Annotated in this window: 24 protein-coding genes and 4 pseudogenes; 15 read left to right on the plus strand and 13 right to left on the minus strand. The window is 62.6% G+C overall.

The window, feature by feature from the left end; translation table 11 throughout:
- The first annotated feature begins 117 nt into the window (after window positions 1-117).
- The 5 genes and pseudogenes from QP181_RS03765 (at window position 118) to QP181_RS03785 (ending at window position 5970) form a co-directional block, all read left to right on the plus strand.
- Window positions 118-1607: pseudogene (locus QP181_RS03765) on the plus strand (tryptophan halogenase family protein).
- Window positions 1600-2850 (plus strand): ROK family transcriptional regulator, encoded by a 1251-nt coding sequence (locus QP181_RS03770; RefSeq protein ID WP_333927644.1) that lies wholly within the window; start codon window positions 1600-1602, stop codon window positions 2848-2850. The pseudogene QP181_RS03765 and the gene QP181_RS03770 overlap by 8 nt, the downstream one beginning before the upstream one ends.
- Window positions 2851-3043: 193 nt before the next feature.
- Window positions 3044-3782: pseudogene (locus tag QP181_RS03775) on the plus strand (glycoside hydrolase family 27 protein); the annotation flags it as partial.
- Window positions 3783-4115, plus strand: a complete 333-nt coding sequence (locus QP181_RS03780; RefSeq protein ID WP_333929540.1) for an alpha-amylase family protein — start codon at window positions 3783-3785, stop codon at window positions 4113-4115.
- A 541-nt stretch (window positions 4116-4656) separates the two neighbouring features.
- A complete protein-coding gene (locus QP181_RS03785; protein ID WP_333927645.1) occupies window positions 4657-5970 on the plus strand; it encodes a CYTH and CHAD domain-containing protein in 1314 nt (437 codons plus the stop codon).
- 10 nt (window positions 5971-5980) lie between these two features.
- On the opposite strand, the gene QP181_RS03790 is transcribed toward QP181_RS03785, so the two are convergent.
- The 5 genes from QP181_RS03790 to QP181_RS03810 form a co-directional block, all read right to left on the minus strand.
- The gene (locus QP181_RS03790) at window positions 5981-6109 is read right to left on the minus strand and encodes a hypothetical protein (protein ID WP_333927646.1); all 129 of its coding nucleotides are present in this window, start codon (window positions 6107-6109) and stop codon (window positions 5981-5983) included.
- Window positions 6110-6235: 126 nt separating this feature from the next.
- On the minus strand, window positions 6236-6721 hold the full coding sequence (locus tag QP181_RS03795) for a VOC family protein (RefSeq protein WP_333927647.1): 486 nt from the start codon (window positions 6719-6721) through the stop codon (window positions 6236-6238).
- Window positions 6718-7503 carry a VOC family protein gene (locus QP181_RS03800; protein WP_333927648.1) on the minus strand — a complete coding sequence of 262 codons (786 nt, stop codon included), beginning with the start codon at window positions 7501-7503 and terminating at the stop codon, window positions 6718-6720. The genes QP181_RS03795 and QP181_RS03800 overlap by 4 nt, the downstream gene beginning before the upstream one ends.
- An 11-nt stretch (window positions 7504-7514) precedes the next feature.
- Window positions 7515-8234 carry a DUF1428 domain-containing protein gene (locus QP181_RS03805; RefSeq protein ID WP_333927649.1) on the minus strand — a complete coding sequence of 240 codons (720 nt, stop codon included), beginning with the start codon at window positions 8232-8234 and terminating at the stop codon, window positions 7515-7517.
- Complete coding sequence (locus QP181_RS03810) at window positions 8231-8926, minus strand: glutathione S-transferase family protein (protein WP_333927650.1); 696 nt, start codon at window positions 8924-8926, stop codon at window positions 8231-8233. Before QP181_RS03810 ends, QP181_RS03805 begins: the two co-directional genes overlap by 4 nt.
- Window positions 8927-9819: 893 nt before the next feature.
- Here QP181_RS03810 and QP181_RS03815 point away from each other — a divergent pair.
- On the plus strand, window positions 9820-10506 hold the full coding sequence (locus tag QP181_RS03815) for a haloacid dehalogenase type II (RefSeq protein WP_333927651.1): 687 nt from the start codon (window positions 9820-9822) through the stop codon (window positions 10504-10506).
- A 235-nt stretch (window positions 10507-10741) separates the two neighbouring features.
- Window positions 10742-11008, plus strand: coding sequence for a hypothetical protein (locus tag QP181_RS03820; protein ID WP_333927652.1), 267 nt, complete (start codon window positions 10742-10744; stop codon window positions 11006-11008).
- Window positions 11009-11165: 157 nt separating this feature from the next.
- Here the strand turns inward: QP181_RS03820 and QP181_RS03825 are convergent, their stop codons facing one another.
- Complete coding sequence (locus QP181_RS03825) at window positions 11166-12332, minus strand: alpha/beta fold hydrolase (protein ID WP_333927653.1); 1167 nt, start codon at window positions 12330-12332, stop codon at window positions 11166-11168.
- Between QP181_RS03825 and QP181_RS03830 the strand changes: the two genes are divergently transcribed.
- Window positions 12273-13232 carry a LysR family transcriptional regulator gene (locus tag QP181_RS03830; protein ID WP_333927654.1) on the plus strand — a complete coding sequence of 320 codons (960 nt, stop codon included), beginning with the start codon at window positions 12273-12275 and terminating at the stop codon, window positions 13230-13232. The genes QP181_RS03825 and QP181_RS03830 overlap by 60 nt on opposite strands.
- A 233-nt stretch (window positions 13233-13465) precedes the next feature.
- Window positions 13466-14233 (plus strand): ThuA domain-containing protein, encoded by a 768-nt coding sequence (locus tag QP181_RS03835; protein ID WP_333927655.1) that lies wholly within the window; start codon window positions 13466-13468, stop codon window positions 14231-14233.
- A gap of 129 nt (window positions 14234-14362) precedes the next feature.
- Here the strand turns inward: QP181_RS03835 and QP181_RS03840 are convergent, their stop codons facing one another.
- On the minus strand, window positions 14363-14680 hold the full coding sequence (locus QP181_RS03840; protein WP_333927657.1) for an NAD(P)/FAD-dependent oxidoreductase: 318 nt from the start codon (window positions 14678-14680) through the stop codon (window positions 14363-14365).
- A 114-nt stretch (window positions 14681-14794) separates the two neighbouring features.
- Between QP181_RS03840 and QP181_RS03845 the strand changes: the two genes are divergently transcribed.
- Window positions 14795-14923 carry a hypothetical protein gene (locus tag QP181_RS03845; RefSeq protein ID WP_333927658.1) on the plus strand — a complete coding sequence of 43 codons (129 nt, stop codon included), beginning with the start codon at window positions 14795-14797 and terminating at the stop codon, window positions 14921-14923.
- Window positions 14924-15168: 245 nt separating this feature from the next.
- Here the strand turns inward: QP181_RS03845 and QP181_RS03850 are convergent, their stop codons facing one another.
- Both QP181_RS03850 and QP181_RS03855 read right to left on the minus strand, forming a co-directional pair.
- Window positions 15169-15318, minus strand: a complete 150-nt coding sequence (locus QP181_RS03850; RefSeq protein WP_333927659.1) for an FAD-dependent oxidoreductase — start codon at window positions 15316-15318, stop codon at window positions 15169-15171.
- Between the two features lie 126 nt (window positions 15319-15444).
- Entirely contained in the window at window positions 15445-16548 is a 1104-nt protein-coding gene (locus QP181_RS03855) for an aldo/keto reductase (RefSeq protein ID WP_333927660.1), read from the minus strand.
- Between the two features lie 95 nt (window positions 16549-16643).
- Between QP181_RS03855 and QP181_RS19885 the strand changes: the two are divergent.
- The 3 genes and pseudogenes from QP181_RS19885 to QP181_RS03865 all read left to right on the plus strand — a co-directional run.
- Window positions 16644-16826, plus strand: a pseudogene (locus QP181_RS19885) (helix-turn-helix domain-containing protein); the annotation flags it as partial.
- A 76-nt stretch (window positions 16827-16902) separates the two neighbouring features.
- Window positions 16903-17532 (plus strand): LysR substrate-binding domain-containing protein, encoded by a 630-nt coding sequence (locus QP181_RS03860; protein ID WP_333927661.1) that lies wholly within the window; start codon window positions 16903-16905, stop codon window positions 17530-17532.
- Between the two features lie 311 nt (window positions 17533-17843).
- Window positions 17844-18029, plus strand: coding sequence for a hypothetical protein (locus QP181_RS03865; protein WP_333927662.1), 186 nt, complete (start codon window positions 17844-17846; stop codon window positions 18027-18029).
- An 82-nt stretch (window positions 18030-18111) separates the two neighbouring features.
- Here the strand turns inward: QP181_RS03865 and QP181_RS03870 are convergent, their stop codons facing one another.
- From QP181_RS03870 to QP181_RS03885, 4 genes are all read right to left on the minus strand, one after another.
- Window positions 18112-18279: a hypothetical protein gene (locus tag QP181_RS03870; RefSeq protein ID WP_333927663.1), complete on the minus strand. Its 168-nt coding sequence runs from the start codon at window positions 18277-18279 to the stop codon at window positions 18112-18114.
- A gap of 442 nt (window positions 18280-18721) precedes the next feature.
- Window positions 18722-19387: an SOS response-associated peptidase family protein gene (locus QP181_RS03875; protein WP_333927664.1), complete on the minus strand. Its 666-nt coding sequence runs from the start codon at window positions 19385-19387 to the stop codon at window positions 18722-18724.
- Between the two features lie 54 nt (window positions 19388-19441).
- The gene (locus QP181_RS03880; protein ID WP_333927665.1) at window positions 19442-19711 is read right to left on the minus strand and encodes an HU family DNA-binding protein; all 270 of its coding nucleotides are present in this window, start codon (window positions 19709-19711) and stop codon (window positions 19442-19444) included.
- A gap of 213 nt (window positions 19712-19924) precedes the next feature.
- Window positions 19925-20170 carry a hypothetical protein gene (locus QP181_RS03885; RefSeq protein WP_333927666.1) on the minus strand — a complete coding sequence of 82 codons (246 nt, stop codon included), beginning with the start codon at window positions 20168-20170 and terminating at the stop codon, window positions 19925-19927.
- A 476-nt stretch (window positions 20171-20646) separates the two neighbouring features.
- Here QP181_RS03885 and QP181_RS03890 point away from each other — a divergent pair, with 476 nt between their 5' ends.
- Together QP181_RS03890 and QP181_RS03895 are read left to right on the plus strand one after the other, a co-directional pair.
- A complete protein-coding gene (locus tag QP181_RS03890) occupies window positions 20647-21327 on the plus strand; it encodes an ImuA family protein (protein WP_443027574.1) in 681 nt (226 codons plus the stop codon).
- A 280-nt stretch (window positions 21328-21607) separates the two neighbouring features.
- Window positions 21608-21904: pseudogene (locus QP181_RS03895) on the plus strand (Y-family DNA polymerase); the annotation flags it as partial.
- Window positions 21905-22118 lie beyond the last annotated feature (214 nt).

The raw sequence follows: 22118 nt of genomic DNA on the forward strand, positions 1-22118 counted from the left end.
CGTTTGCGTGGCAACGCACAGGATGGGGGATCGGGCGTGACGGATGGAGCAGGAGCAACGCGTAGCTCAGGACCGATACGCTCGATCGTGATCGTCGGCGGGGGCACTGCGGGGTGGATGGCGGCGACGCTCCTCGCGCGCCGGCTCGATCGTCAGTCCGTGACCATCACGGTAGTCGAATCCAGCGACATACGCACGGTGGGGGTGGGCGAGGCGACCGTTCCGGGCATTCGGGATTTCTTCCGGGAAATCGGCGTCACCGAGCAGGAAGTCATGGCGGCTGCGCAGGGCACGGTGAAGCTCGGCATCGAGTTCGTGGATTGGAAGCGCGAGGGGGAGCGGTTCTTCCATCCCTTCGGCCTGTACGGGATGCGATCGCGGGGGTGGCGTTCCACCACTACTGGCGCAAGATGAACGCAGCTGGGCGAGCTACGCCGCTGTCCGACTTCTGTCTCGCAACCGCGCTTGCCGAGCGTAACCTCTTCATGCGACCGACCGACAGTCCGGTGCATGACCTACTGTTCTTCGACTGGGCGGTACATTTCGACGCAGGCCTGTTCGCCAGGTTCCTGGCGAAAAAGGCGGGCGAATGGGGCGTGGAACACATCGACGCCACGATCACCAATGTCCTCGTCGATCAGGCCACAGGCTTCATTTCCAGTGTAGATACGCAGTGCGGCAAGGCGATCGCTGGCGACCTCTTCATCGACTGCTCGGGGTTTCGGTCGCTATTGCTCGGTGACGCGCTAGGCGTCCCGTACGAGGATTGGACGAACCTGCTTCCGTGCGATCGCGCAGTCGCGATGCCATGCGAACGAGCAGGACCGCTGACCCCATATACGCGTAGCACGGCCCTGACTGCTGGCTGGCAGTGGCGGATTCCGCTGCAGCACCGGGTCGGCAACGGCTATGTCTATGCGAGCCGCCACATTTCGGATGACGAGGCGGTGGCGACTTTGAAGGGCAGGCTCGAAGGCGAAGCGCTGGCCGAGCCGAACATGATCCGTTTCCGTACCGGTCGTCGGACAGCATTCTGGCAAGGCAACTGCGTCGCACTCGGACTCGCAGCGGGATTCATGGAGCCGCTTGAATCGACGAGCATCACGCTCATCCAGACCGGATTGGAAAAGTTGCTGGCCTTGCTGCCTGATCGGGGTTTCGATCCGGCGTTGGCGAATGAGTATAATCGCACGACCGGACTGGAATATGCCCGCATCCGCGACTTCCTCGTCCTGCATTACTTTGCGAATGGCCGGCAGGGTCAGCCGATGTGGGATCGCTGCCGCGGCACCGCGCTGCCCGAGGAGCTGGCGCGCAAGCTGACATTGTTCAAGGCTCGCGGGCACCTCGTGCGCTACGAGTGGGAGTCATTTCAGGACCCGAGTTGGCTATCTATGTACGCCGGATTTGGTATCGATGCCGCTGCGCACGACCCGCTGGCGGATCATTTCTCCCTGTCAGATCTCGAGGCAGCGTTCGAGCGGATGAAGGGTTCGATACGTGACGCCGTTGCGCTTGCCGAACCGCACGAGACCTTTCTCAAGTCCTTTGCCCCTGCGTCGACTCCTCCCGCATCCCGGTCAATGAACTTTGCCGCGAATGGATAGGCCCTCCAATTTCAACGTTTCCGGAAAAGCGACCAGCGCCAGCGTTACTGCAGACGACCGATCGGTCAGGCTTGGGCCTAGTCTGTCAGGCACGAACCTGGAACGTGCAGGTGACTATAATCAGCGCGTCGTAACGCAGATCATTCGACGCAATCCTGACATCACGCGAAACGAAATCGCGGTGATGACCAATTTGACTGCGCCGACGATCGCCAACATCGTAGGGCGATTATTCGAGAACGAACTGGTGATCGATGCCGGTCGACGCTTGGGCGGTCGAGGCCAGCCGGCGACGCGCCTTCGGATCAATCCGGAAGGAGGCTATGCCGTCGGCCTTAACATCGATCGCGATCATGTTACTTTAGTATCACTCGATTTGGCGGGCACGGTGCGATCTCGGTTTACCCGACAGATCGCATTCGCATCGCCTGAAGACGTCGTACGGGTCGTCGAAAAAGGAATTGCGACAATCGTTCGTACCGATGCGGTCCGTTTTGACCGGGTGCTTGGGATGGGTGTGGCACTTCCCGACGATCTCGGCCGTGTCGACCTGCCGCATCGCCCGCCCGGGTACGAGCAGTGGAGCGATGTCGATATCCAGGCGATGCTCGCACCCATCGTTCCCTGGTCGATCCATATCGACAACGATGCCGCCGCAGCGGCCATCGGCGAGGCGCAGTTCGGCGAGGGGCACCATGCGAACTTCTTCTACATTCTCGTCAGCGCGGGGCTGGGCGGCGGGGTCGTGATCGACGGCGCTTATTACCGCGGCGCAAACGCCCGCGGCGGGGAAATCGGCTTTCTGCCGCTCGTCACTGATCCGACCAAGGTGCTGCAGGACGTCGTCTCCCTGTCGGCATTGTCGAGCTATCTGGAGACTGCAGGACTGGACTCGGCGGGCATGGATCCGACGCAACCGTTTCCCGCAGCGTTCAAGCCGCACGTCGCCGCGTGGCTCGAGGACGCATCGGACGCGCTCGTGCCAGCGCTGACGGCCGTGAACTGCCTAGTCAATCCGGCGATTGTTCTCGTTGGAGGGCGGCTGCCGGACGATATCCTCGATCAGCTCGCTACGGATACCTACCGAAAATTGCGAACGGCAGCACCCAATATCCCTATAATTGCGCCGATCGCTCGGGCGAGTCTGTCGCGAGATAGTCCGGCAATAGGCGCCGCGATCCTGCCTTTTCTCGACCGCATCCTGCCGTCGGACGGGATACTCATCAAGACGCAATTGGCTTAGCCAAACGAATGACCAGACGTATTGCTTTTATAAGGAAGTACTTTTGAAAAAGCTGGCGCATCTAGTTGTACTTGCCTTTCTGCCGTTTGCGGTCGGCGTGGCGCGGGCGCAGGATCAGTTTGTCGATCCAAACACGCTGCGTCCTTCGTTGGACCCAAACCGCAAGGCCAATGGGTTGGCACGAACGCCGCAGATGGGATGGAACAGCTGGAACAAGTTCGGCTGCAAGATCGATGAGAAGACGGTGCGTCGCATCGCCGACACCATGGCGACGAATGGCATGCGCGATGCGGGGTACGAGTATGTCGTTATCGACGACTGCTGGCACGGTGAGCGCGATGCCAACGGCTTCATCACGGAAAGTCGAGAGAAGTTTCCATCGGGCATGAAGGCACTGGCCGATTACGTCCACGCGCGGCCTCAAGTTCGGGATATACTCCGATGCCGGCGCCAAGACGTGTGGCGGCAAGCCCGGCAGCCTTGGACATGAATATCAGGACGCACTTACATACGCTCGGTGGGGCGTAGACTATCTGAAGTATGACTGGTGCTCGACTGGCACGTTGAACGCCGAAAGCGCCTACGCTCTCATGTCTGATGCCCTCAAAGCCACGGGGCGGCCGGTGCTTCTGGCGATATGCGAATGGGGCAACAATCGTCCTTGGGAATGGGGCAAGAAGATTGGCAACTCGTGGCGCACCACCAGCGATATTCGCGACGCCTGGAAGGGGCGAGACAAATGGTCGATCGGTATGGTCGACATCGTTGACGCGAACGAGCCGCTTTATCCGTATGCGGGGCCCGGGCACTGGAACGATGCCGACATGCTCGAGGTCGGCAATGGTGGAATGTCCGATACCGAGTACCGCTCTCATTTCAGTCTGTGGGCGATGATGACCTCACCACTGATTGCCGGTAACGATATCACCAACATGAGTGCAGCAACGCGCGACATTTTGTTGAACAAGGAGGTAATCGCGGTCAACCAGGACCCCCTGGGTCAGCAGGGTCGTCGTATACGCGATGATGGCGATCTGGAGGTCTGGTCGAAGCCGTTGAGCGATGGAAGCCGGGCCGTGATACTATTCAACCGCTCCGAAAGTCCTGCCAAGATCGAGGTCAATTGGCCGGAAATCGGTCTGACCCGCTCGGTCCGTGCAGACGTACGCGACGTGTGGAGCCATCGGTCGATAGGCAAGGTTTCTGACCGCTACGCCGCACTGGTGCCAGCGCATGGGGTGATCATGGTTAAGGTTACCCCCTGATCGCGCCACCGGATTCTATCACGCGTCGTCGGCCAGACGAACACCGGATGCTAGTTTGCGGCGAACCTGCCGTTCGAGAGGTTGCGTTAAGCCCAGCAGCAAAGCCGTCAGTTTGACCATTTATTAGCGTTGCTGGGCAGTTGCGAACCATGAACGAATGTCCGAACTTGGGAAGCACAAGAAGGGCGCTGAGCGTCCGCTTGTGGGTCAGACCGCGAAGACCGCGGTCAGCTACTGTGACATCCGAGGTTTGGGTTTAACCGTGAGTGGTTTTCGTCGCGCGCCGCGTCAAGTTTGCGCGGAGAGGTTGAGCGGGTGGCTCTCCGGGAACCAGAGAACTTATCACAGGTTGCTATAAGTACGAGGCGTCGCGGTTTTGCGGGAAGGTATCCAGTGTCGAAGGAAGTCGAGCTGAAGCTGGTATTGGACATCGCCACGGCCGATGCCTTTGTCAGGTCCGATCTGGTCGGCGGTCCGACGAGCACACGGCAGATGCAGGCGGTGTACTTCGACACGCCCGATCTCGCGCTCTCCCGAGGGGGTGTCTCGTTGCGAGATCCGGCAGTCCGGCGACACGCGGACGCAGACGATCAAGGTCGCGGATGCGAAGGCGGCGGGTCTCTTCGCGCGATCCGAATGGGAAAAGGGGGTGGCCGATGCGACGCCGGTCGTCGACGACCGGACGCCTATCCCGGCACTGCTCGGCGACGAGGCCGGCACCATCGCTCCGATCTTCACCGTCGCGGTCGAGCGCCTGACATGGATGATCGACAGCGGCGAGGCGTCGATCGAGCTGGTGTTGGACCGCGGTCACGTTGCGGCGGGTGACCGCCAGTCGCCGGTCTGCGAACTCGAGCTGGAGTTGAAGCAGGGACAGCCTGCCGCATTGTTCACGCTTGCCAAAGCGCTGGCGGCTCAATTTCCGGTCCGTCTGGGCGTCGTCACCAAGTCCGAGCGCGGCTATGACCTGCTTCGTCCCGCATCCAGGGCGTTCAAGGCGGAGCGGGTCGCGCTGACGCGGACCGCATCCGCAGCGGACGCTTTCGAGTCAGTCGCCGGCTCGTGCATACGTCAATATCGCCTGAACGAGGCTATCCTGCTTACGCAGGCCGACGCGGAAGCGCTGCATCAGGCGCGCGTGTCGTTGCGTCGGCTGCGGTCCGCCTTTTCGATCTTCAAGCCACTGCTCGATGGCGACGAGATACCGCACTTCCAAAGCGAGCTGCGCTGGCTCGGCTCCGTACTGGGCGAAGCGCGCGACCTGGACGTGTTGCTGGCGAAGGCGAAGCCCGGTGGCTTGCTGTTCGAGGGGCTCAATCAAGCCCGCGACGCTGCCTATGTCGAAGTCGACAAGGCGCTGGGATCGGACCGGGTTCGTGCGCTGATGCTCGATCTGACGGAGTGGTTGGCATGTGGTGCATGGCGCACCGCGCAATCGACGCGCGATGCGCGGGATGCGTCGGCGCGGCACTTCGCGGCGGAGACGCTGCGCGCGCTACGTCGTCGCCTCAGCAAACGTGGTCGGTCGCTTCAGTCACTGGCGGACGAGGAGCGGCATGAAGTCCGAAAGACCGCCAAGCGGCTCCGCTATGGCACGGAGTTTCTCGGGTCCCTTTTCCCAAAGAGGAAGCGCTCGCGTCGCTACGGAAAGTTCGTGGAGTCATTGGAAAAGCTCCAGGATCAGCTCGGCGCGCTGAACGATATGGCGACGGCGCCGACGGTTCTGGACCGGCTAGGCCTGCGCGACGATCCGGGTGCGAAGAGCCTGCTGGCGCATCGCAAGAAATCGAAGATCATCGACGCCGCGGCCGAGGCGTATGACGACTTCCTCGATCGCAAGACCTTCTGGGGCTAGGGGCGGGGGATCAGCACCCGGCCAGACGATCGAGCGTCGTGCCGATCGGCTGATCGCCCTTGGTGAGTTCGATGATGATCTGGCCAAGGTCGGGCCGTTCGACGATTGCTGCCAGCGTCGTGATGAAAACCTTGGCCATGACGGTTACTGCGTAGGGATCGAACTCAACCCCAATACTGGCGGTAGGTCCTCACGAAAATCTTCCGGGAAGCTGCTTCGGCAGGGCGTGGGGGTCGGTGTCGTTGGCGCCGATTCCGTGCACGAGCTACGCAGTGCCTTCTGCAACGGCAGCCTCGATCGCGGCGATGTCGATCTTGTGCATCGTCATCATGGCCTTGAACGCGCGCGCAGCTATCACGGTATCGGTACCGCTGATCGCTTCGATCAGGACGCGCGGCGTGATCTGCCAGTTCACGCCCCAGCGATCCTTGCACCAGCCGCATGCGCTCTCTGCGCCCCCATTGCCGACAATCGCATTCCAGTAACGGTCGGTCTCCGCCTGGTCGTCGGTATAAACCAGGAACGACACGGCCTGGGTCTGCGGGAACTGAGGGCCGCCGTTGAGACCGAGGAACGCCATGCCGCACACCGTGAACTCGACGGTGAGAACGTCACCAAGTTGGCCGTTCGGGTAATCGCCCGGCGCGTGGTGGATCGCATCGACACGACTGTCCGGAAAGGTCGCGGCGTAGAACGTCGCCGCGTCCTCAGCGGTACCGTCATACCAGACGCAGGGCGCGATCTTGATCATGCCGCCTCGCCGATCCGCTCGCCGACGATGCCGATTTGAGCGCCGGCGGGGTCGCCAAGATTGGCAGAATAGCCGCCGCCGGGAGTCTGGTCTGGGCCCTGCAGGAGAATGCCGCCAAGTCCCGTTGCGGTAGCGATCGCGGCGTCGATATCGGGCACGTAGGCGTACCAGTTCCAGCGCGCGGGTGCCCCGGTTGTTGCGCTCGACATGACCGCGCCGGGGCGGGCCTCGCCGCTGCCGAGGAAGACATAATCGCCCATCGGTCCCATCGGCATCGCGCCTCCCCGGGTCCAGCCGAACAGCGCGCCGTAGAAGGCAAGTGCGCCGTCGGGGTCGGGAGTGGCGAGTTCGATCCACACCCCGTGGCCGTGGTGCGGGCCCTGCACGAACGCGAACGACGGGTCGGGACTCGCGCCCGTCATCAGCACGAAGCTGACATGCTGCGGGTCCATCGCAATCGCAAAACGGCCGCCTCCGGGAATGTCTGTCGGTTCGACCTGGATCGAGCCGCCCAGTTCCCTGACCTGCGCCGCGGTCGCGTCGACGTCGCTCGTCTCGAAATAGATCGACCAGTCGGGAAGCGACGGCGCGTTCGGCGGCGGTGTCGCGATGCCTGCGATCGCCGCGCCATCGGGGGCGCTGGCGATCAGGTAGGCGCCATGCTCGGGCATGGGCGAGCGCGCGATCGTCCAGCCGATCGTGGCAGCGTAGAAGTGCCGCGCTTTGGCCTCATCGGTGGTGTTGAGTTCGAACCAGATCGGGGTGCCGTCGGGATTTTGCATCGGCCGTCTCCTCATGCATCCAGGATGGTGGTGAAGCCGCCATAGATCACACGCTTGCCGTCGAACGGCAGGTCAGCGGGCGGCGTCTGCATCCGCGCGTCCGCCGTGACTTTCAGGATGCCGGCGTCGCGGGTCAGCTTGTCCGGCCATTCGACCCAGGCATAGACGACGACCTCGTCCGTGGTGGCATGGGCGGCGCGGGCATAGTCGGTCTTCTCGCCGGCGGGGACGTCGTCGCCCCAGGTCTCGACCACGCGGATCGCGCCGTGATCGCGAAAGACCGCCGACGCCGTGCGCGCCATGGTGAAATACGCATTCGTGTCCGCGGGCGAGACCGGCAGGATGAAGCCGTCGACATACCCCGTGCCCGTGGCCGCGCCCTCCTCGACCTCCGCCTGGAACCCTGCATAGATCATCCGGCTGCCGTCGAAGGGCATCGATGCGCCCATCCCCTCCATCTGCGGGTCGGTCATTATCCTGGTACTGGCGGCGTCGCGGGCGGCCTTGTCGGGATATTCGAACCAGCTGAAGACGACGGTCTCGTCCGCGGTCGCTTGCACCGCCCCTGCGAAGTCGTTGAGCGTACCGGCGGGGACGTCGTCGCCCCAATTCTCGACCATGCGCGCTACGCCGAACTCTTTCAAAAACTCCACCGCGCTGGTCGTATGCTCAAGATAGGCTTGGCGATTGGCGGTCGGCACCGCGACGACGAAGCCTTCGATATACGTCATGCCTGTTCTCCCTGCTCGGCGAGCCATGCCGCGAATTCGGGCGGTGGGCTGCCGGTGAAGCCGGCCATCTGGTCGGCCAACGATTTGACGAAGGCGGGACGCGCGGTGCCGCGATCGACATAGGCGATGAGATTGGGATGACCGTCCAGCAGACCATCGCCGGCAACGATCCGGATCACCGACACCATCAGGAGATCGCCCGCCGTGAAGACGTCGCCGTCGAGCCAGGTCCGGTCGCCCAGCCGCCGCGACAGTTCGCCGAGCCGCTCGTCGATCCGATCGAGGACCGAGGGCAGGCGGGGTGCCGACCATGGCTCGCCGCCTTCGAACAGCGTGGCGATCGCATGATCCATGATCGGCGGCTCGACCGTGTTGAGCGCAGCGAACATCCACTCGACTGCGCGCGCTCGTGCCGCGGGATCGGCGGGCAGCAGCGTACTGCCGTGAGTGTTGGCGATATGATGGACGATCGCGCCGGATTCGAAGAGCAGCACGTCGCCCTCCTCGTAGGTCGGGACCTGGCCGAAAGGCTGACGGCCCCGGTGTGGCGCCTGTTTCTGCTCACCCTGGCTCAGGTAGATCACGTCATAAGGCTGACCGACCTCTTCGAGCGCCCACCGGACACGGACGTCGCGGACTTGCCCCTTCGCGAAATCGGGGACCCAGTCGAACGCGGTGATGGTGGGACGCATCGGAACACTCCTATTGCGGTTCTGGTTGGTCCACCGCTGCGACGGCCATATTCGGACTCAGCGTCGCTTCACGGCTAACGCGATGAGCTCAAGCTGCTCTCATTGATCGCGCGCCGGGCGGAGATAACACGATCACCATATAGCAGCGCCAAGGATCGATGGACGGCTTTGGCGCATCTATCGTTCGCCAAGGCTGACGCCTGCCGCTCGGCTTGTTCGCGCTTTTTGCTGTAGGCGAGATCATAGTCTTGAACGTCGGGCATGGCAGGCACTCGGCACTGCGGGCGGAAGCTGATTCCAGCTCTCTATCGTCACCGTGCTCGCGGCAAGGGTGATGACGATGCGATAGCATACGCCGATGCGGGTTGGGGAGATACAGCGTTCGTACCGTCCGGCTCGTGCAGCATTCGGTCTGGCGCGTATCGGGTCGACCGCCATGTCGGTGAAGCGTCCGGCACCTACATCGTGCTCAAGCCGCAATGAGGTGTCTCAGCATGTCGCGATCGACCAGCCCCTTGTTCGTGGATGCCGTGATCGATTGCATGGGTGAGGGGAGGGCGCCGACCCCTGAGGAAATGATGATCGTCGCGCAGCGCATCTGGTCAGATGGCGCGGCATTTCGTTCTGCATTCTCGTGGAACAGCTTGTCGGTATCCTCGCCTGATCGTCTCGGTTCGATGCGGGCGGCCGGTCTTGCCTTGCACGGCTCGCGGTAACGTTGCGATGGCCTATGACGTGATCAATTCCGACCGGGGCAAGCACAGCGTGGAGGGTATCGCTGCATTTTCGCGCGTCGCTTGCGAGCCGTGGGTCAGAACACCGCCGGCGATCGTTGGGTTTTGCGATGACGCCTAAATGCTTCCGGGGGACACGTGCGCATGAGTACACGACCGTTGATCGTATTCGACGTCAACGAGACATTGCTCGATTTGAATGCTCTCGAGCCTCTTTTCACCGAGATTTTCACGACCCCCGGTCGGATGCGGGAGTGGTTCGCACAAGTGATCCTGTATTCGCAGACGCTGTCGCTATCCGGGCCTTACGTTCCGTTCGGAAAGATGGGCGGCGGCGTCTTACGCATGCTTGGCGAGGTCCACGGCATCCCGGTAACGGACGACCATGTCCGTCAGCTTGGCGTGCTAATGACCAATATGCCGGTACACGACGATGTCGCTGCCGGTCTGGCCGTGCTGAAGGACGCCGGGTTCTCTATCGTCACGCTCACCAACTCGCCGGCGAGTGCCGGGCCGGATGCGCTCGACAAGGCGGGTCTGGGACCGATGTTCGATCGGCGCTTTACGGTCGATACCGTGCAGCGGTTCAAGCCGGCGCCGGCCACCTATCAGCTGGTACAAAATACGATGCAGTCCTCGCCGGACGCTACTTGGCTGATCGCGGCACATACATGGGACACGATCGGCGCGCAGTCATTTGGATGGAAGGGCGTCTTGATCACGCGAGGCGTGAACGCTCCCCTCGTCCTTGACGGTATTCCGCAGCCGACATTGGTTGCTCGAGACGTCGGCGAGGCTGCGCAAGGGATAGCTGCCGGAGATAGCAACGTCCGTTTGCAGGTCTGACGGTGTGCATGGGTAGGGGACGTTCCCGCCGAATTGTAACCGTTCACACGACGCGCAGCGGCATTCATAAGCAGACAATCGTTCAAATGTGGATGCTGCGCCGATGTCTTTTGAAGATCGTTTCAAGCTTGCGCTGCCTTTGGTCCAGGCACCAATGGCCGGTGTGTCCACGGCCTTGCTGGCAGCATCCGTTTCGGGGGCAGGGGGCTCGGTTCCATAGGAGTAGGCGCTACTGATGCAGCTGGCGCGCGTAATGATCGAGGAAGTGCGCTGCCGCACGGCACGCCCCTTCAACATCAATCTCTTCGTTCACGGGAACCCGCAGCCTGACGCTGCCCGAGAGCAGGCTTGGCTCGAAAAGCTCATGCCGTTGTTCGCCGAGTTCGACGCAGTGCCCCCGGCGAGGCTCCGCATTATCTACAAGAGCGTGCGCCAGATCCTGGTCGTGATCGAAGTGGTAGGTATCGACAGAGCCGGTCCTACGAGGATCCGGTCTCGATGAAGGCTGCCGACCGCGCTGATCCAAGCAGACAATCGGCACCGCGCTCACACCTTGCTGTACCGTGCCAGTGTAGCCGGTCAGCCGCCCAAGCTGCGTGCGCTAATCGATCATATGCGGGAGTAGCGCCATCATTGACTCACATTGCCATTCCCGAACCTCAGGCGGACATGCGTCGTCCGAGAAAGTCGCGCATCAACGTGGCGATCTCGGCATGGTGCGTCTCCAGCGCAAAATGCCCAGCGTCAAGCAGGTGGACCTCGGCATCGGGAAGATCCCGCCGATAGGCCATCGCACCCGCAGGTACGAACGCCGGATCGTGGCGCCCCCAAACGGCAAGCAGCGGCGGGCGGTGCTCGCGGAAATAGGCTTGGAAGGCCGGGTAGAGCCCGACGTTACTGCGATAGTCGAGGATCAGATCGAGCTGGATATCCTCGGCGCCGGGCCGTGCCATATAGGCGATGTCGAGTTCATAGCCGTCGGGCGACAGGAGGCTCCGGTCCGCGCCGGTGCCATATTGCCAATTCTTGATCGTGTCAGGCGCAAGAGAGGGACGGCAGGCGTCGCGGTTCTTGGCGCTCGGCTCACGCCAATAGGCTTCCCACGGACCCCATTGGTCACTGAAGCCTTCGACGTAAGCGTTGCCGTTTTGTGACACGATCGCGGATACGCGCTCGGGGTGGCGCATCGCCAAGCGCAGGCCGACCGGCGCACCATAGTCGAAGATGTAGAGCGCATAACGGTTCAGGCCGAGCGCCTCGACAAAACCACCGATTACCTCGGCGAGCGCATCGAAGGTGTAATCGAAGTGGCCGCGCGGCGGCGCCTTCGTCTGGCCGAAACCGGGCAAGTCGGGCGCGATAACGCGGTAGCTGTTTGCCAGTTCGGGGAGCAGATCGCGAAACATGTGGCTCGACGTCGGGAAGCCGTGGAGCAGCAGGAGGACGGGCGCGTCAACCGGCCCGACCTCGCGGTAGAAGACATCTACCTCACCTACGCGTTGCGTGCGGTATCGAACGGCTGTCATTGCCTTGTCCTTCAACGGAGTTTGCGTGCGGCTCGCCTTAGCCATGCCCGGCATGGCTAAGGTGGCGGATCCAGCTGCCAGGCCGGTTAGAACGCCGCGGCGCGATGAAAGGGATAATCCGGAGTGCATGATGTCTTCCTTCTCGGAAGCCGGGAGATAAGCCTTGCCAATACTGGGTAGAATAGTCGTATTCTGGTTGGCTGGATTGCAGAAAGAGAAACGATGGATCGGCTGGAGGCGATGGCGCTGTTCGTAACGGCGGTTGACGAAGGATCGCTCGCAGCGGCGGCCCGGCATCATGGTCGATCTCCCGCCACCCTCACGCGCGCCGTGACGCTGCTGGAAAACAATGCCGGCGAAACGCTGTTGCTGCGATCGACGCGCCGATTGAGCCTCACGCCGGCCGGGGAACGGCACGTGGCGACCTGGCGCGACGTGCTGACGCAGCTCGGCGCGATCGCGCCCTCGGGGTCGGCCGGCCAGCTTCGCGGTAGCATCGTCCTGACCGCACCCGAACTCTTCGGCCGGCTGAAGCTGATGCCCGTCCTTGAACCCTTCCTCCGCGCACATCCGTTGGTGTCGGCGCGCGTGCTGCTGATCAACCGACTCGTTGATATGATCGGCGAGGGTGTGGACGTGGCCGTTCGGCTGGCACCGCTGCCGGATTCGATGCTGACGGCGATCCGGCTGGGAGAAGTACGAGTACTCGTCTGCGCTTCGCCCGACTATCTTGCGCGCGTCAGCGCGCCGAGCGATCCGCAGGACCTCGGACGTCACGACTGTATCGGGCTGAACGCAGAGGGGGACGGTGAACTCTGGCGGTTCGGCGCGAAAGAAACGGGTGCGCGAGTGCGATCGGTGCGCGTTCCGACGCGGCTTAGCCTCAACGACGTGGGCGCCGCGATCGATGCCGCCCGACGAGGGTACGGACTCGTGCGGACGCGCGCGTATCAAGTGGCCGACGACCTAGCAGCTGGTCGCCTCGTACAGGTTCTGGCATCGTTCGAACCGCCGCCAGCGCCGGCGCATCTCGTCTTTCATCCCGACCGCGGCATGCGCACGCCGGTTCGCTCGTTTATCGATCATGTCGTGCCCGCATTGCGGGGGAACTGCGCCGGATCACGTCGCTGCTGGAGGAATCAGTCGAATAGTGTGACGCCGATCCCACGCGATGCCGTTGGTGCAGATATGCCTACGTGAACAAATGGCCGAAGTTGGGAAGCGAAAAAGGGCGCCTGAATGTCTGAAAGTGGGTCGCCTTTCCGCCAAACTGTCTGATCGGAGCCGTCTGCGGTATGCCAACGCCGCCAACTTCGAGCGGCTGGGCCGCTGTCGGTAGAGCAGGCGCATACCAGCATCGCTCGTCGACAAAGGTCTGGCTGGCGCTGGCCTGTTCTCGCGCTACAAGCATGAGTTGTTGGGAGGAGTACATAATGAAGGCCGTTGTTCCAGTAATTGCCGCGCTATTTTGCGTCGTTATGCCTTCCACAAGCTGGGCCGAGGATCAGTTCAAGCTGCTCGTGATTGCGACACCCAGCAAGTATCATTATGAGTATATCCCTGTGGCCCGGGAAAACCTCGAGCGTTTGGCGAGGCTTCACTCGTTCGGGGTCACCTGGACAAGTGACCCTGCCGTCTTCGACGGCGACCTGCGTCAGTATGCAGCGGTGCTCTTCCTTAACACACCAGCGGAGCAGTTGAGCCAGACGCAGCGCAGCCGTTTTGAGCAGTATATGCGGTCGGGCGGGAATGCCATGGTGGTGCACCGAGCAGCGATCATCCCGCCCAATGCCTGGCCCTGGTACGAGAAGTTAATCGGACGCTCCTTCATCAACCATCCGATGGTCCAGACTGCGGTCGTCACCATTGCGGACAAGGGATTTCCCGCGACATTTGACTTGCCGGACCGCTGGCTTTGGAGCGACGAATTCTACGTCACGAGCAACCCATATCGCGTCACGATCAATACCGTGCTGAAAGTGGACGAGGCGAGCTACGATCCTACCAGGATCTGGCCTGGCCAAGTGGGCAAACGGATGGGCGGGGACCATCCAGAAGCGTGGTTCCAGCAGTATGAGAAAGGGCGCGTGTTCGTCACCCTGCTCGGACACAATGTCGAGATGTACCGGGACGAGCGGTACCTACAGCACCTGCTAGGCGGCATTTACTGGACGGCTACGGGGTTAGGGCGACAGCGTTGACCCATCCAGCGGGGACGGCGTTAAAACCTGTTCGAAGTAAGATTTGAAACCGGCCGCACGACTGCTGAACAAATGACCGCTTCCGGGTGCCCTTGATCGGCCGAGGACGTTCGCCTTTGGGCCTCAGCATTAGAAATTCTGTTCGGAGACAGTCCAATTTGTCGATCCTTCTGACGCTGTGAGTTGCTGCCCCGAAAGCCAAACGGCTTCGATCCGCGGTCCGAGGAGCCAGTCGCCGCAGGCGCCAAGCTGGATGTTCGAGTTCCAGATTGTACCTCTGTCTAACGCGCCGACCTTCGCATACCGCCAGCGGTGGACGCTGGTGGCGATGACGGCAGGTGACCCGACGCCGACATGGTCCGCAAACGCAGCGAGAAGCGCACGTTGGACCATGTCCGGATCGTCTTCGAGATGCACGCGCGACCACTCGGCACTGGCCTGGAGCACCCAGGCCTCCGGTCCGGTCCGCGCTGCTTGGCCGAGTTGCGGAAGGCGGATCCGATGATGCTGAAATAGGTAAGCCGATCGCGATCAATCGGTGCGGGACCGTCGAATGCTGCCATGACGGTCCAGCACGGATCGGTTACCGCAGAGCGTGCTGCATCGGCCACCGCGACATCGTGGGCAGCAACCAAGGGCGCGGCCTGTTCGGCGGGCACCGCGACGATCGCCGCGTCGAACCGTTCGTAACCGATCCGCCATTCGCCGTCATGGGACCCGGCATAATACAGGGTGTCGATGGCTGTGTTCTAGCTGACGTCGCCGTCACTCGCCATCGCGCGGATCGGCGCGTTCATCGCCGGCGTCCCGACCCACGCGTCCGCGCCGGCCGGCAACCAACGCGCAACCCGGCGGTCTTGCGCCCAATGCTCGACCTGCGCGACGAACGCGGGGTCGCGTGCCGTCAGATATTGTGCGCCGTGACCGAAAGCAGCCTAACCCAGCGGCGTGTCGATCCGCCGCGTCGACATGCGACCACCGGGACCGCGGCCCTTGTCGAACAGGACGACCGCGTGACCCTGGCGGCGGAGCGCCTGCGCGCAGGACAGGCCCGCCATTCCCGCCCCGACGATTCCGATCCGCATGAACACCCCCACGCCGGCGTCAGCAAAGAACTTGCTGCCGACCGGACACCTTTAAACGCGGAGTTTGTCGATTGGAGCCGACCACGCGTAGATTTCGTCTCGGGCGGGCGCCTCCAGAATGACGCGTCAGCTTCGAATGTCTCCGCCGCCGAAGACAACCTGGTTGCGCACGGCAGGGGCGAACAGGCCGTAGAGAAACGGCAGGTTGCCACCGCTCACCGCATCGAGCGCAGCACGGTGCTCCGCCGACAGGTTGAGGCTGAGCGCGGCGACGTTGTCGGTTACCTGCTCCGCCCGGCTCACGCCCATCAGCGTCGATGCGACGCCGGGCTGCCCGACCACCCAGGACAGCGCGACGCGTGCCGGCGTCTCGTCGATTTCCGCGGCGACGCGCTTCAGTACTTCAAGAATCTGCCAGTTGCGCTCTGTGAACAATGTGTCGCCGAATGGATTGTCGCCATCGAGCCGCTTGTCGTCGCCGGGCCGCGCGGCGTCGTCCTGCCCGGCCTGGTTGGGGACGCCGCCCGCGCGCTTCGGACCCGCCTCGACGGTCGCGCGGTCGTATTTTCCGGTGAGCAGGCCATAGGCGAGGGGGCTCCAGGGCACGAGACCCATGCCCGCCGATCGCGCGAGCGGCAAATGCTCGGCTTCGACCCCGCGTTCGACCAGCGAATAGAAATATTGCAGGCCGATCGGCGCCGGATCGCCCTGGACCCGCGCCAGCGTCGCGAGTTCGGCGACGTACCAGGCTGGGGTATTGGATATGCCCCAGTAGCGGATCTTGCCCGCTGCGACGAGCGCGGTCATCGTCCGCAGCACTTCCTCGGCGGGGGTGACGCCGTCCCAGACATGCACCCAGTACAGGTCGATGAAGTCCGTCCGGAGGCGGCGGAGCGATCCTTCGACGGACGCCAGAATGTGGCGCGCGCCATTGCCGCCTGCATGATAGCCGCGACCGGTCGCAAACCCCGATTTCGTCGCGATCACCAGCCGATCGCGCGACGATTGTGCGGCGACGAAACTGCCGACCATCTCTTCCGATCGCCCGCCTGCATAAACGTCTGCGGTGTCGACGAAATTTCCACCGAGATCTGTGTAGCGATCGAACACCGCCCGGCTGCCGCGCTCGTCCAGCCCCCATCGCGGCGTACCGAAGGTCATCGTGCCGAGCGCCAGCGGGCTGACGAGAAGGCCGGAGCGGCCGAGCGGGCGATAGGTGTCGAGGGTCATGGTGGCATCCTGCGTTGTGATACCTCCAGATGGACGCCGGACCGCCCGAGGATTAGATCGTCTGCGGCGCATGGGTTGCTGAAGGGTGTTCAGGAATGGATCGTGATCTCTGGTCCGGTCTCGCGGTGTTCGAAACGATCGTCGAGGCTGGCAGCTTCGCGCGAGCAGCGACGCGGCTTGGATTGTCCGCCTCTGCGCTCAGCCATGCGATGCGGTCGCTTGAGACGAAACTGGGCGTCCGGCTGCTCGACCGTACTACTCGGTCGCTGGCGCCGACGCCCGCAGGTGAGGAACTGCTGGCGCGGTTGAGGCCGGCGATCGCTTCGGTCGCGGGCGCGCTGGCCGACCTCGACAATGCCCGCGAACGGCCGGCGGGGCGAGATCCGGGTCAGCGCGCACCGGGTCGCGGCGATCTACGCCATCCTGCCGCGGCTGGCCGACTTCGCGCGAGCCTATCCCGACATCGCCGTCGAACTGGTGGTCGACGACGGGTTCGTCGACATCGTCGCGGACCGCTTCGATTGCGGGATCCGGCATGCCCAAACCCTGCAAGCCGACATGATATCGGTCCGTATCAGCGCGCCAGTGCCGCTCGTCTTCGTTGCCGCCCCGGCTTACCTCGCCGATCATCCCGCTCCCGTCGATCCCGACGATCTCGTCGCGCATCGGTGCCTGTGTTACCGGTACACGTCGTCCGGCGTCGTCCACCGCTGGGAATTCGAGCGGGATGGCCGGACGGTCGAACGGTCAGTCCGCGGTGACTTCATCACGAACGATATCGACGTGATGCGCGACGCCGCGGTGGCAGGGCTGGGCGTAACTTGCCTGCCGCTGCCACATGCCGCGCTGCACTTGGCCACCGGGACGCTTGTCGAAGTGCTGGCCGGCTGGGCACCCACGCTGGCCCCGAACCACCTCTACTATCCCAGCCGACGTCAACCGACTGCCGCCTTTCAGGCCTTCGTGACGGCAATGCGCGTGTGATCGAAAGCGTGCTTCGACAAGATTGAGGGCAGTTGATGATCAGCATGAACAAGGGGCACTTCGATTGGGGGACGTCGCCGTCAACCTTCGAAGACTCACGAATATGAATGAGTGTCTGAAGTTGGGAAACGGGAAGGCCGGCCCGAACGGCTGAAAGTGGGTCATTCGGCTATCGGTCCTCTAAAGGTACACCATGATTAAGTTCACCAGGGACGGTAACGCGAGCGCTCGTGGACAGGTGTCAGATATCGTCCGCCGGTTCGCAACCGAGCGGTTTCTTGGATCGTTTGGTTGTATGAAGGAGAGCAACGATGGTGACCGCCCCGCAAGCCGAAGAGCCCGGTTTTGAAGCCGACGTCAACGAATTACCGGACGACAACAACGGGCCAGAAGATACCCTTGAGGATAAACCAGTCGCCGACGAACAAGAGCCAAACGATCTTGAGGAAGCGCAAAAGGAAGGCGCGGAGGAGCGAGAAGAGGGCGGGTTATACTGAAATAGGCGTGGAGACGAAGTGGGTCCGGAGCGTACCCCGCTCCGGACCATTGAACTAGTTGAATCGCAAACGTGCTTCGACGCTAAAGCGCCACATCTGAAGTCGTCAGCAGGATCGGTGGCTCACTACCAAGGCGTTTAACAGATTCACGCTGGGCGATGCGGTGAATGTCGCTTTCGAACTCGATGAAGACCTCGACCGCAGTTTCTGGGTCAATTCCTTCTAGCGCTGGGTTCAGCATTTCGGCCAACGCTTCGCTGGTGATCAGAAACTCGACGGGACCAAAGTCGGTCGTGCCGGTGAGGCCGATGCTATCACGCTCGGCGACTCAATATCTATCGCCGCGCTCGAACCGGACGCTGGATTTCACCATAGTAATTACTCCTCTACGGTTGGAGTGGATGGCAAATGCTCGGCTAGGGCTGCGATAGCTTCACCAGTGAACGTCGTACTGGAAACCCCTTCGATCTGAACGGCATGATCCGTGGTCAAGGTCGCCGCTTCCCTATGTTTAGGGTCCAGCCTAACCCAATCCCACACGGCTCACTCTAGGTTCGTCACTTCGGCGATATCGGTGTCACCGCGGGGCACGTTTTCAACGACGCGCTCATCCACCAGTTAATGTCCGGGGTTTTGGCGCTTTTGCCCCATGTCGCTTCTGTCATTGTCAGTCACCTTACAGGGTTCAAAAGCTAGAATAGCACAGGCGATCGGGCATGGTCCGCGTCCGCTGTGACCAAGCCTTCAACCCGCATCAACTGCGAGGGGTAGGGCGCAACCACGTCCTTCAGATCGTCCCAGGGGGCGGTCAGCCAACGGTCGTAATCCTCGTCGTGTAGGATGACCGGCATGGCCTTGGGGTGGATGGGGGCCACGATCGTGTTCGGCTCCGTCGTCAGGAAGCCGTAGGCGTTGCCACGCTCTGTCGGACGCCAGATGCCTGCAAAGGCGAAGACCGAGCGGCTGGGCACGTCAAACCAGTGCAGCGGCTTCTTGCCGTCTTCGCCGGGCGCCAACCCATATTCAGAAAAGGCGGTGACCGGAACGAGACAGCGCCGCGCGGGTGTCGTCAGCATCGATCGCCAGAAGCTGGAGTTCAGGTTCCGCACGTTCGTCACGTACTTCGTTAGCTTAACCGCAGGGTCGCGCACGCTAGGGACCTGCGTTGGTACGCCCCATTCCATCCGCTCGAGCTTCCGTTCGGCGCCGTCCTGCACGATCACCTTGCCGTAGAACGGGGTCTTCTTGCCGGTCGGGAAGATGTCACCGACGGTGTATTCCTCGTCCTTTTCATAAGGTCGAATACCGAAGGTGACTGCAAGGTCGACCTCTTTGCGGTCATACGATACCGGTTGCACACGGGTCTGTTCCTCGGGTTGGCGCCGACGAGACCGCTCGCCGGCGCACACGTCTTACATCTTGTCCTTCAGCCCCTTGGCGGCTGTGAACGCAACCTTCTTCGAGGCCGCGATCGTGATCGCCTCACCGGTACCGGGGTTACGGCCTTCGCGCTCCGGCCGATCCTTAACGGTGAACTTGCCGAACCCTGGGATCGAGACTTCCTCACCTTTCACGGCTGCGGCCGCGATCTGGTCAAATACGGCGGTGATCGCCTTCTTCGCATCAGCTTCGTTCGAACCGGTCGCCTCAGCGACGCCCTTGGCCAGTTCACTTACGTTCATGCTATTCGTTCTCCATTGGAAACACCGGCGGGACCTTAGCCATGGCGAACGACGAGACAAAGACCGTACTGGACGACACAAGCGTCGCGGCTGTGCGGCTGATGTGGACAAGCTCGCCGATCACGATATTGCCGAGGTCTATGAGGCCACCTCAGGGTAGGGGCCGATCGCCGATTTAGCGGCCGGAGCGATGCGCGCTCGAAATATCGATCTCTAACGGCTAGCGATGCGTTCGCGCGTGACGCGGGGATCTTCGTAAAGATCGCGGATCGCCCGGAGCCGAAAGACATTCCACCAGCGCTGCCAGCGGTGCTCGGCCGCATCGTGGATCATGTGGCAACGCTGACATAGCGCCTTGAGGTTCGAAGGCGCGCTGTTGCCCGGATCATGATCGAGATGCGCGCAGGCCAGGACGACATAGGTCACGCGGACCGACGCCAGCACAAACCCGGCTTTCATGGAAATACGCTTGCCGCGGTCCGACCGCCAGCACCGGACATCGGCATCCCACCAGCGTCCGTCGCCAAGATGGACCACACGGCGCAGATGCGGTCGACCGCATCCTCGCACTTGGCTCCGGCACGATCGAACCGGACCGTCTGAGACAGCTGCAGCCAGTCGATCGGGTAGAGCCAGCGGTTTTCGGGGCGGATCGGCATGACGATTCTATGAGTCAGTCGCGTCCGGAACGAAAGCGAATTCGTTCCACTATGTTTACGGTTCGTTGCGCACCCGTTCCGTGTGGCGCTCAGCCGCGGTCAAGCGCAAAGAGTCCGAACTGCCAATATAAACTCGTTGACCAACGCCGGGCGGTAAAGGAACATAAAGGGAACGAGTAGAGTCTAGCCACTATGTCATCCGTCGCCCACGAGTCCCTATCCCAAAGTATCGCGCATCTGCGTACGATCGCTACGCCAGTGGCCGACTACCGCATCATGCCGTTCGGCGTGGCTGCGATCGACGGACGGCTTGGGGCCAGGGGCCTGCGTGCCGGCGCGCTTCACGAGGCGACGGCACGCAGCGCATCGCTGGTAGACGATGCGGCAACCACGTTGTTCCTTGCCGGCATTGCAGCGCGCGAAGCTGGAAATGCCGACGGTCCTGTCTTGTGGGCTACGTGCCGCACCGATCTCTACGCGCCGGCGTTGGCTCAGGCAGGTCTTTCTTCCTCAAATGTCATCTACGCTCAGCCATACGACGACGCGGCGTTGCTAGCTGTGATCGAGGACGCGGTACGCGACGGGACGCCATCAGCGATCGTCGCAGAGGCGAGCAAGGTGTCGATGGTCGCAACCCGCCGTCTTCAGTTGGTGGCAGCTGAAGCCGACATGCCGGTGCTGCTCCTTCGTCATCGACGCGGCCGTGACCAGGATCCATTTTCCGAACCTTCCGCTGCGTGGACACGCTGGCGGATCGGCTCCGCGCCTTCAGCGCGGTTGGAGATCGCGGGTGTAGGACGAGCGAGATGGTTGGTCGAACTGGCGCGGCAACGCGGCGGTGAAGGCTTTTCCCTGATAGTGGAGGGCAGCGATGAGACGGGTCGTCTCGCTGTTCCTGCCGAACTTGGCCATCGAGCGGCTGAGACGGTTGGAACGGCCCGCTACGCGGCTGCCTGAACGGCCAGCCCTCCAACTACCGGTCGACGACGATCCGGGTGCCTGTTCGGTACCGCGGGGCGGCGGTTGGCGTCCTGGCGCTCGCTCGGCGCGAGACGGTGTGCAACCACGCGGGGACGTTGAAACGCAGATCGCTGCGCTGCCAATGCATGCCAAGCCGCCCATGCGGGAGCTTGGTCGGCAATCGGAGGCGGCAAGCCATCCGTACAAAGCTGCAGCACCCGCTCTACGCGCCCTTGCGCCTGTAGCGCCGCCAATTGAGCAGGCGCCGCTTGCGCTGATCGGCAAGGTCGGACGGCGCGAAGAGGTCGTTCATGCTTGCACCGGTGCCCAAGCGCTCGGCATCCATCCTGGGATGGCCGCCACCCATGCACGCGCGCTAGTGTCGGATCTCGACTTCCGGCCGGCCGAGCCTGAAGCCGACGCGGCGCTACTCGATCGCCTAGCGCTACTGGCGGTCCGGCGCTGGTCGCCGATCGCGGCAGTGACGCCAGCCGATGGGCTCTGGATCGACCTTGCCGGCTGCGATCATCTCCATGGCGGGGAGGAGCAGTTCTGCCGTCGCCTGCTCGCCTTCTGTCGTCGCGCCGGCTTCACAGCCCGTATTGCGGTAGCCGACACACCAGGCGCTGCGCACGCGCTGGCCCGTTTCGGAAGGGACGATCTGACCTGCGTCGAACCACGCCGGACAGTCGAGGCGCTGAGCCCATTGCCGGTAGCCGCTCTGCGCCTGGCACCAACGGCGCTCACTGCGGCGCGCAAATTTGGCTTCGAGCGGATTGCGGATCTCT

The organism is Sphingomonas sp. LR55 (assembly GCF_036856015.1).
Classification (GTDB): Bacteria; Pseudomonadota; Alphaproteobacteria; order Sphingomonadales; family Sphingomonadaceae; genus Sphingomonas.

What these genes read in the sequence shown, in the direction of transcription:
- QP181_RS03770 (WP_333927644.1), top strand. Translation starts at nt 1,600, where the DNA reads ATGGATAGGCCCTCCAATTTCAACGTTTCCGGAAAAGCGACCAGCGCC.
- QP181_RS03780 (WP_333929540.1), top strand. Translation starts at nt 3,783, where the DNA reads ATGAGTGCAGCAACGCGCGACATTTTGTTGAACAAGGAGGTAATCGCG.
- QP181_RS03790 (WP_333927646.1), bottom strand. Translation starts at nt 6,109, where the DNA reads ATGGCCAAGGTTTTCATCACGACGCTGGCAGCAATCGTCGAACGGCCC.
- QP181_RS03795 (WP_333927647.1), bottom strand. Translation starts at nt 6,721, where the DNA reads ATGATCAAGATCGCGCCCTGCGTCTGGTATGACGGTACCGCTGAGGAC.
- QP181_RS03800 (WP_333927648.1), bottom strand. Translation starts at nt 7,503, where the DNA reads ATGCAAAATCCCGACGGCACCCCGATCTGGTTCGAACTCAACACCACC.
- QP181_RS03805 (WP_333927649.1), bottom strand. Translation starts at nt 8,234, where the DNA reads ATGACGTATATCGAAGGCTTCGTCGTCGCGGTGCCGACCGCCAATCGC.
- QP181_RS03810 (WP_333927650.1), bottom strand. Translation starts at nt 8,926, where the DNA reads ATGCGTCCCACCATCACCGCGTTCGACTGGGTCCCCGATTTCGCGAAG.
- QP181_RS03820 (WP_333927652.1), top strand. Translation starts at nt 10,742, where the DNA reads ATGCAGCTGGCGCGCGTAATGATCGAGGAAGTGCGCTGCCGCACGGCA.
- QP181_RS03830 (WP_333927654.1), top strand. Translation starts at nt 12,273, where the DNA reads ATGGCGCTGTTCGTAACGGCGGTTGACGAAGGATCGCTCGCAGCGGCG.
- QP181_RS03825 (WP_333927653.1), bottom strand. Translation starts at nt 12,332, where the DNA reads ATGATGCCGGGCCGCCGCTGCGAGCGATCCTTCGTCAACCGCCGTTAC.
- QP181_RS03835 (WP_333927655.1), top strand. Translation starts at nt 13,466, where the DNA reads ATGAAGGCCGTTGTTCCAGTAATTGCCGCGCTATTTTGCGTCGTTATG.
- QP181_RS03845 (WP_333927658.1), top strand. Translation starts at nt 14,795, where the DNA reads ATGACGGTCCAGCACGGATCGGTTACCGCAGAGCGTGCTGCATCGGCC.
- QP181_RS03850 (WP_333927659.1), bottom strand. Translation starts at nt 15,318, where the DNA reads ATGCGGATCGGAATCGTCGGGGCGGGAATGGCGGGCCTGTCCTGCGCG.
- QP181_RS03855 (WP_333927660.1), bottom strand. Translation starts at nt 16,548, where the DNA reads ATGACCCTCGACACCTATCGCCCGCTCGGCCGCTCCGGCCTTCTCGTC.
- QP181_RS03860 (WP_333927661.1), top strand. Translation starts at nt 16,903, where the DNA reads ATGCCCGCGAACGGCCGGCGGGGCGAGATCCGGGTCAGCGCGCACCGG.
- QP181_RS03865 (WP_333927662.1), top strand. Translation starts at nt 17,844, where the DNA reads ATGGTGACCGCCCCGCAAGCCGAAGAGCCCGGTTTTGAAGCCGACGTC.
- QP181_RS03880 (WP_333927665.1), bottom strand. Translation starts at nt 19,711, where the DNA reads ATGAACGTAAGTGAACTGGCCAAGGGCGTCGCTGAGGCGACCGGTTCG.
- QP181_RS03885 (WP_333927666.1), bottom strand. Translation starts at nt 20,170, where the DNA reads ATGAAAGCCGGGTTTGTGCTGGCGTCGGTCCGCGTGACCTATGTCGTC.
- QP181_RS03890 (WP_443027574.1), top strand. Translation starts at nt 20,647, where the DNA reads ATGCCGTTCGGCGTGGCTGCGATCGACGGACGGCTTGGGGCCAGGGGC.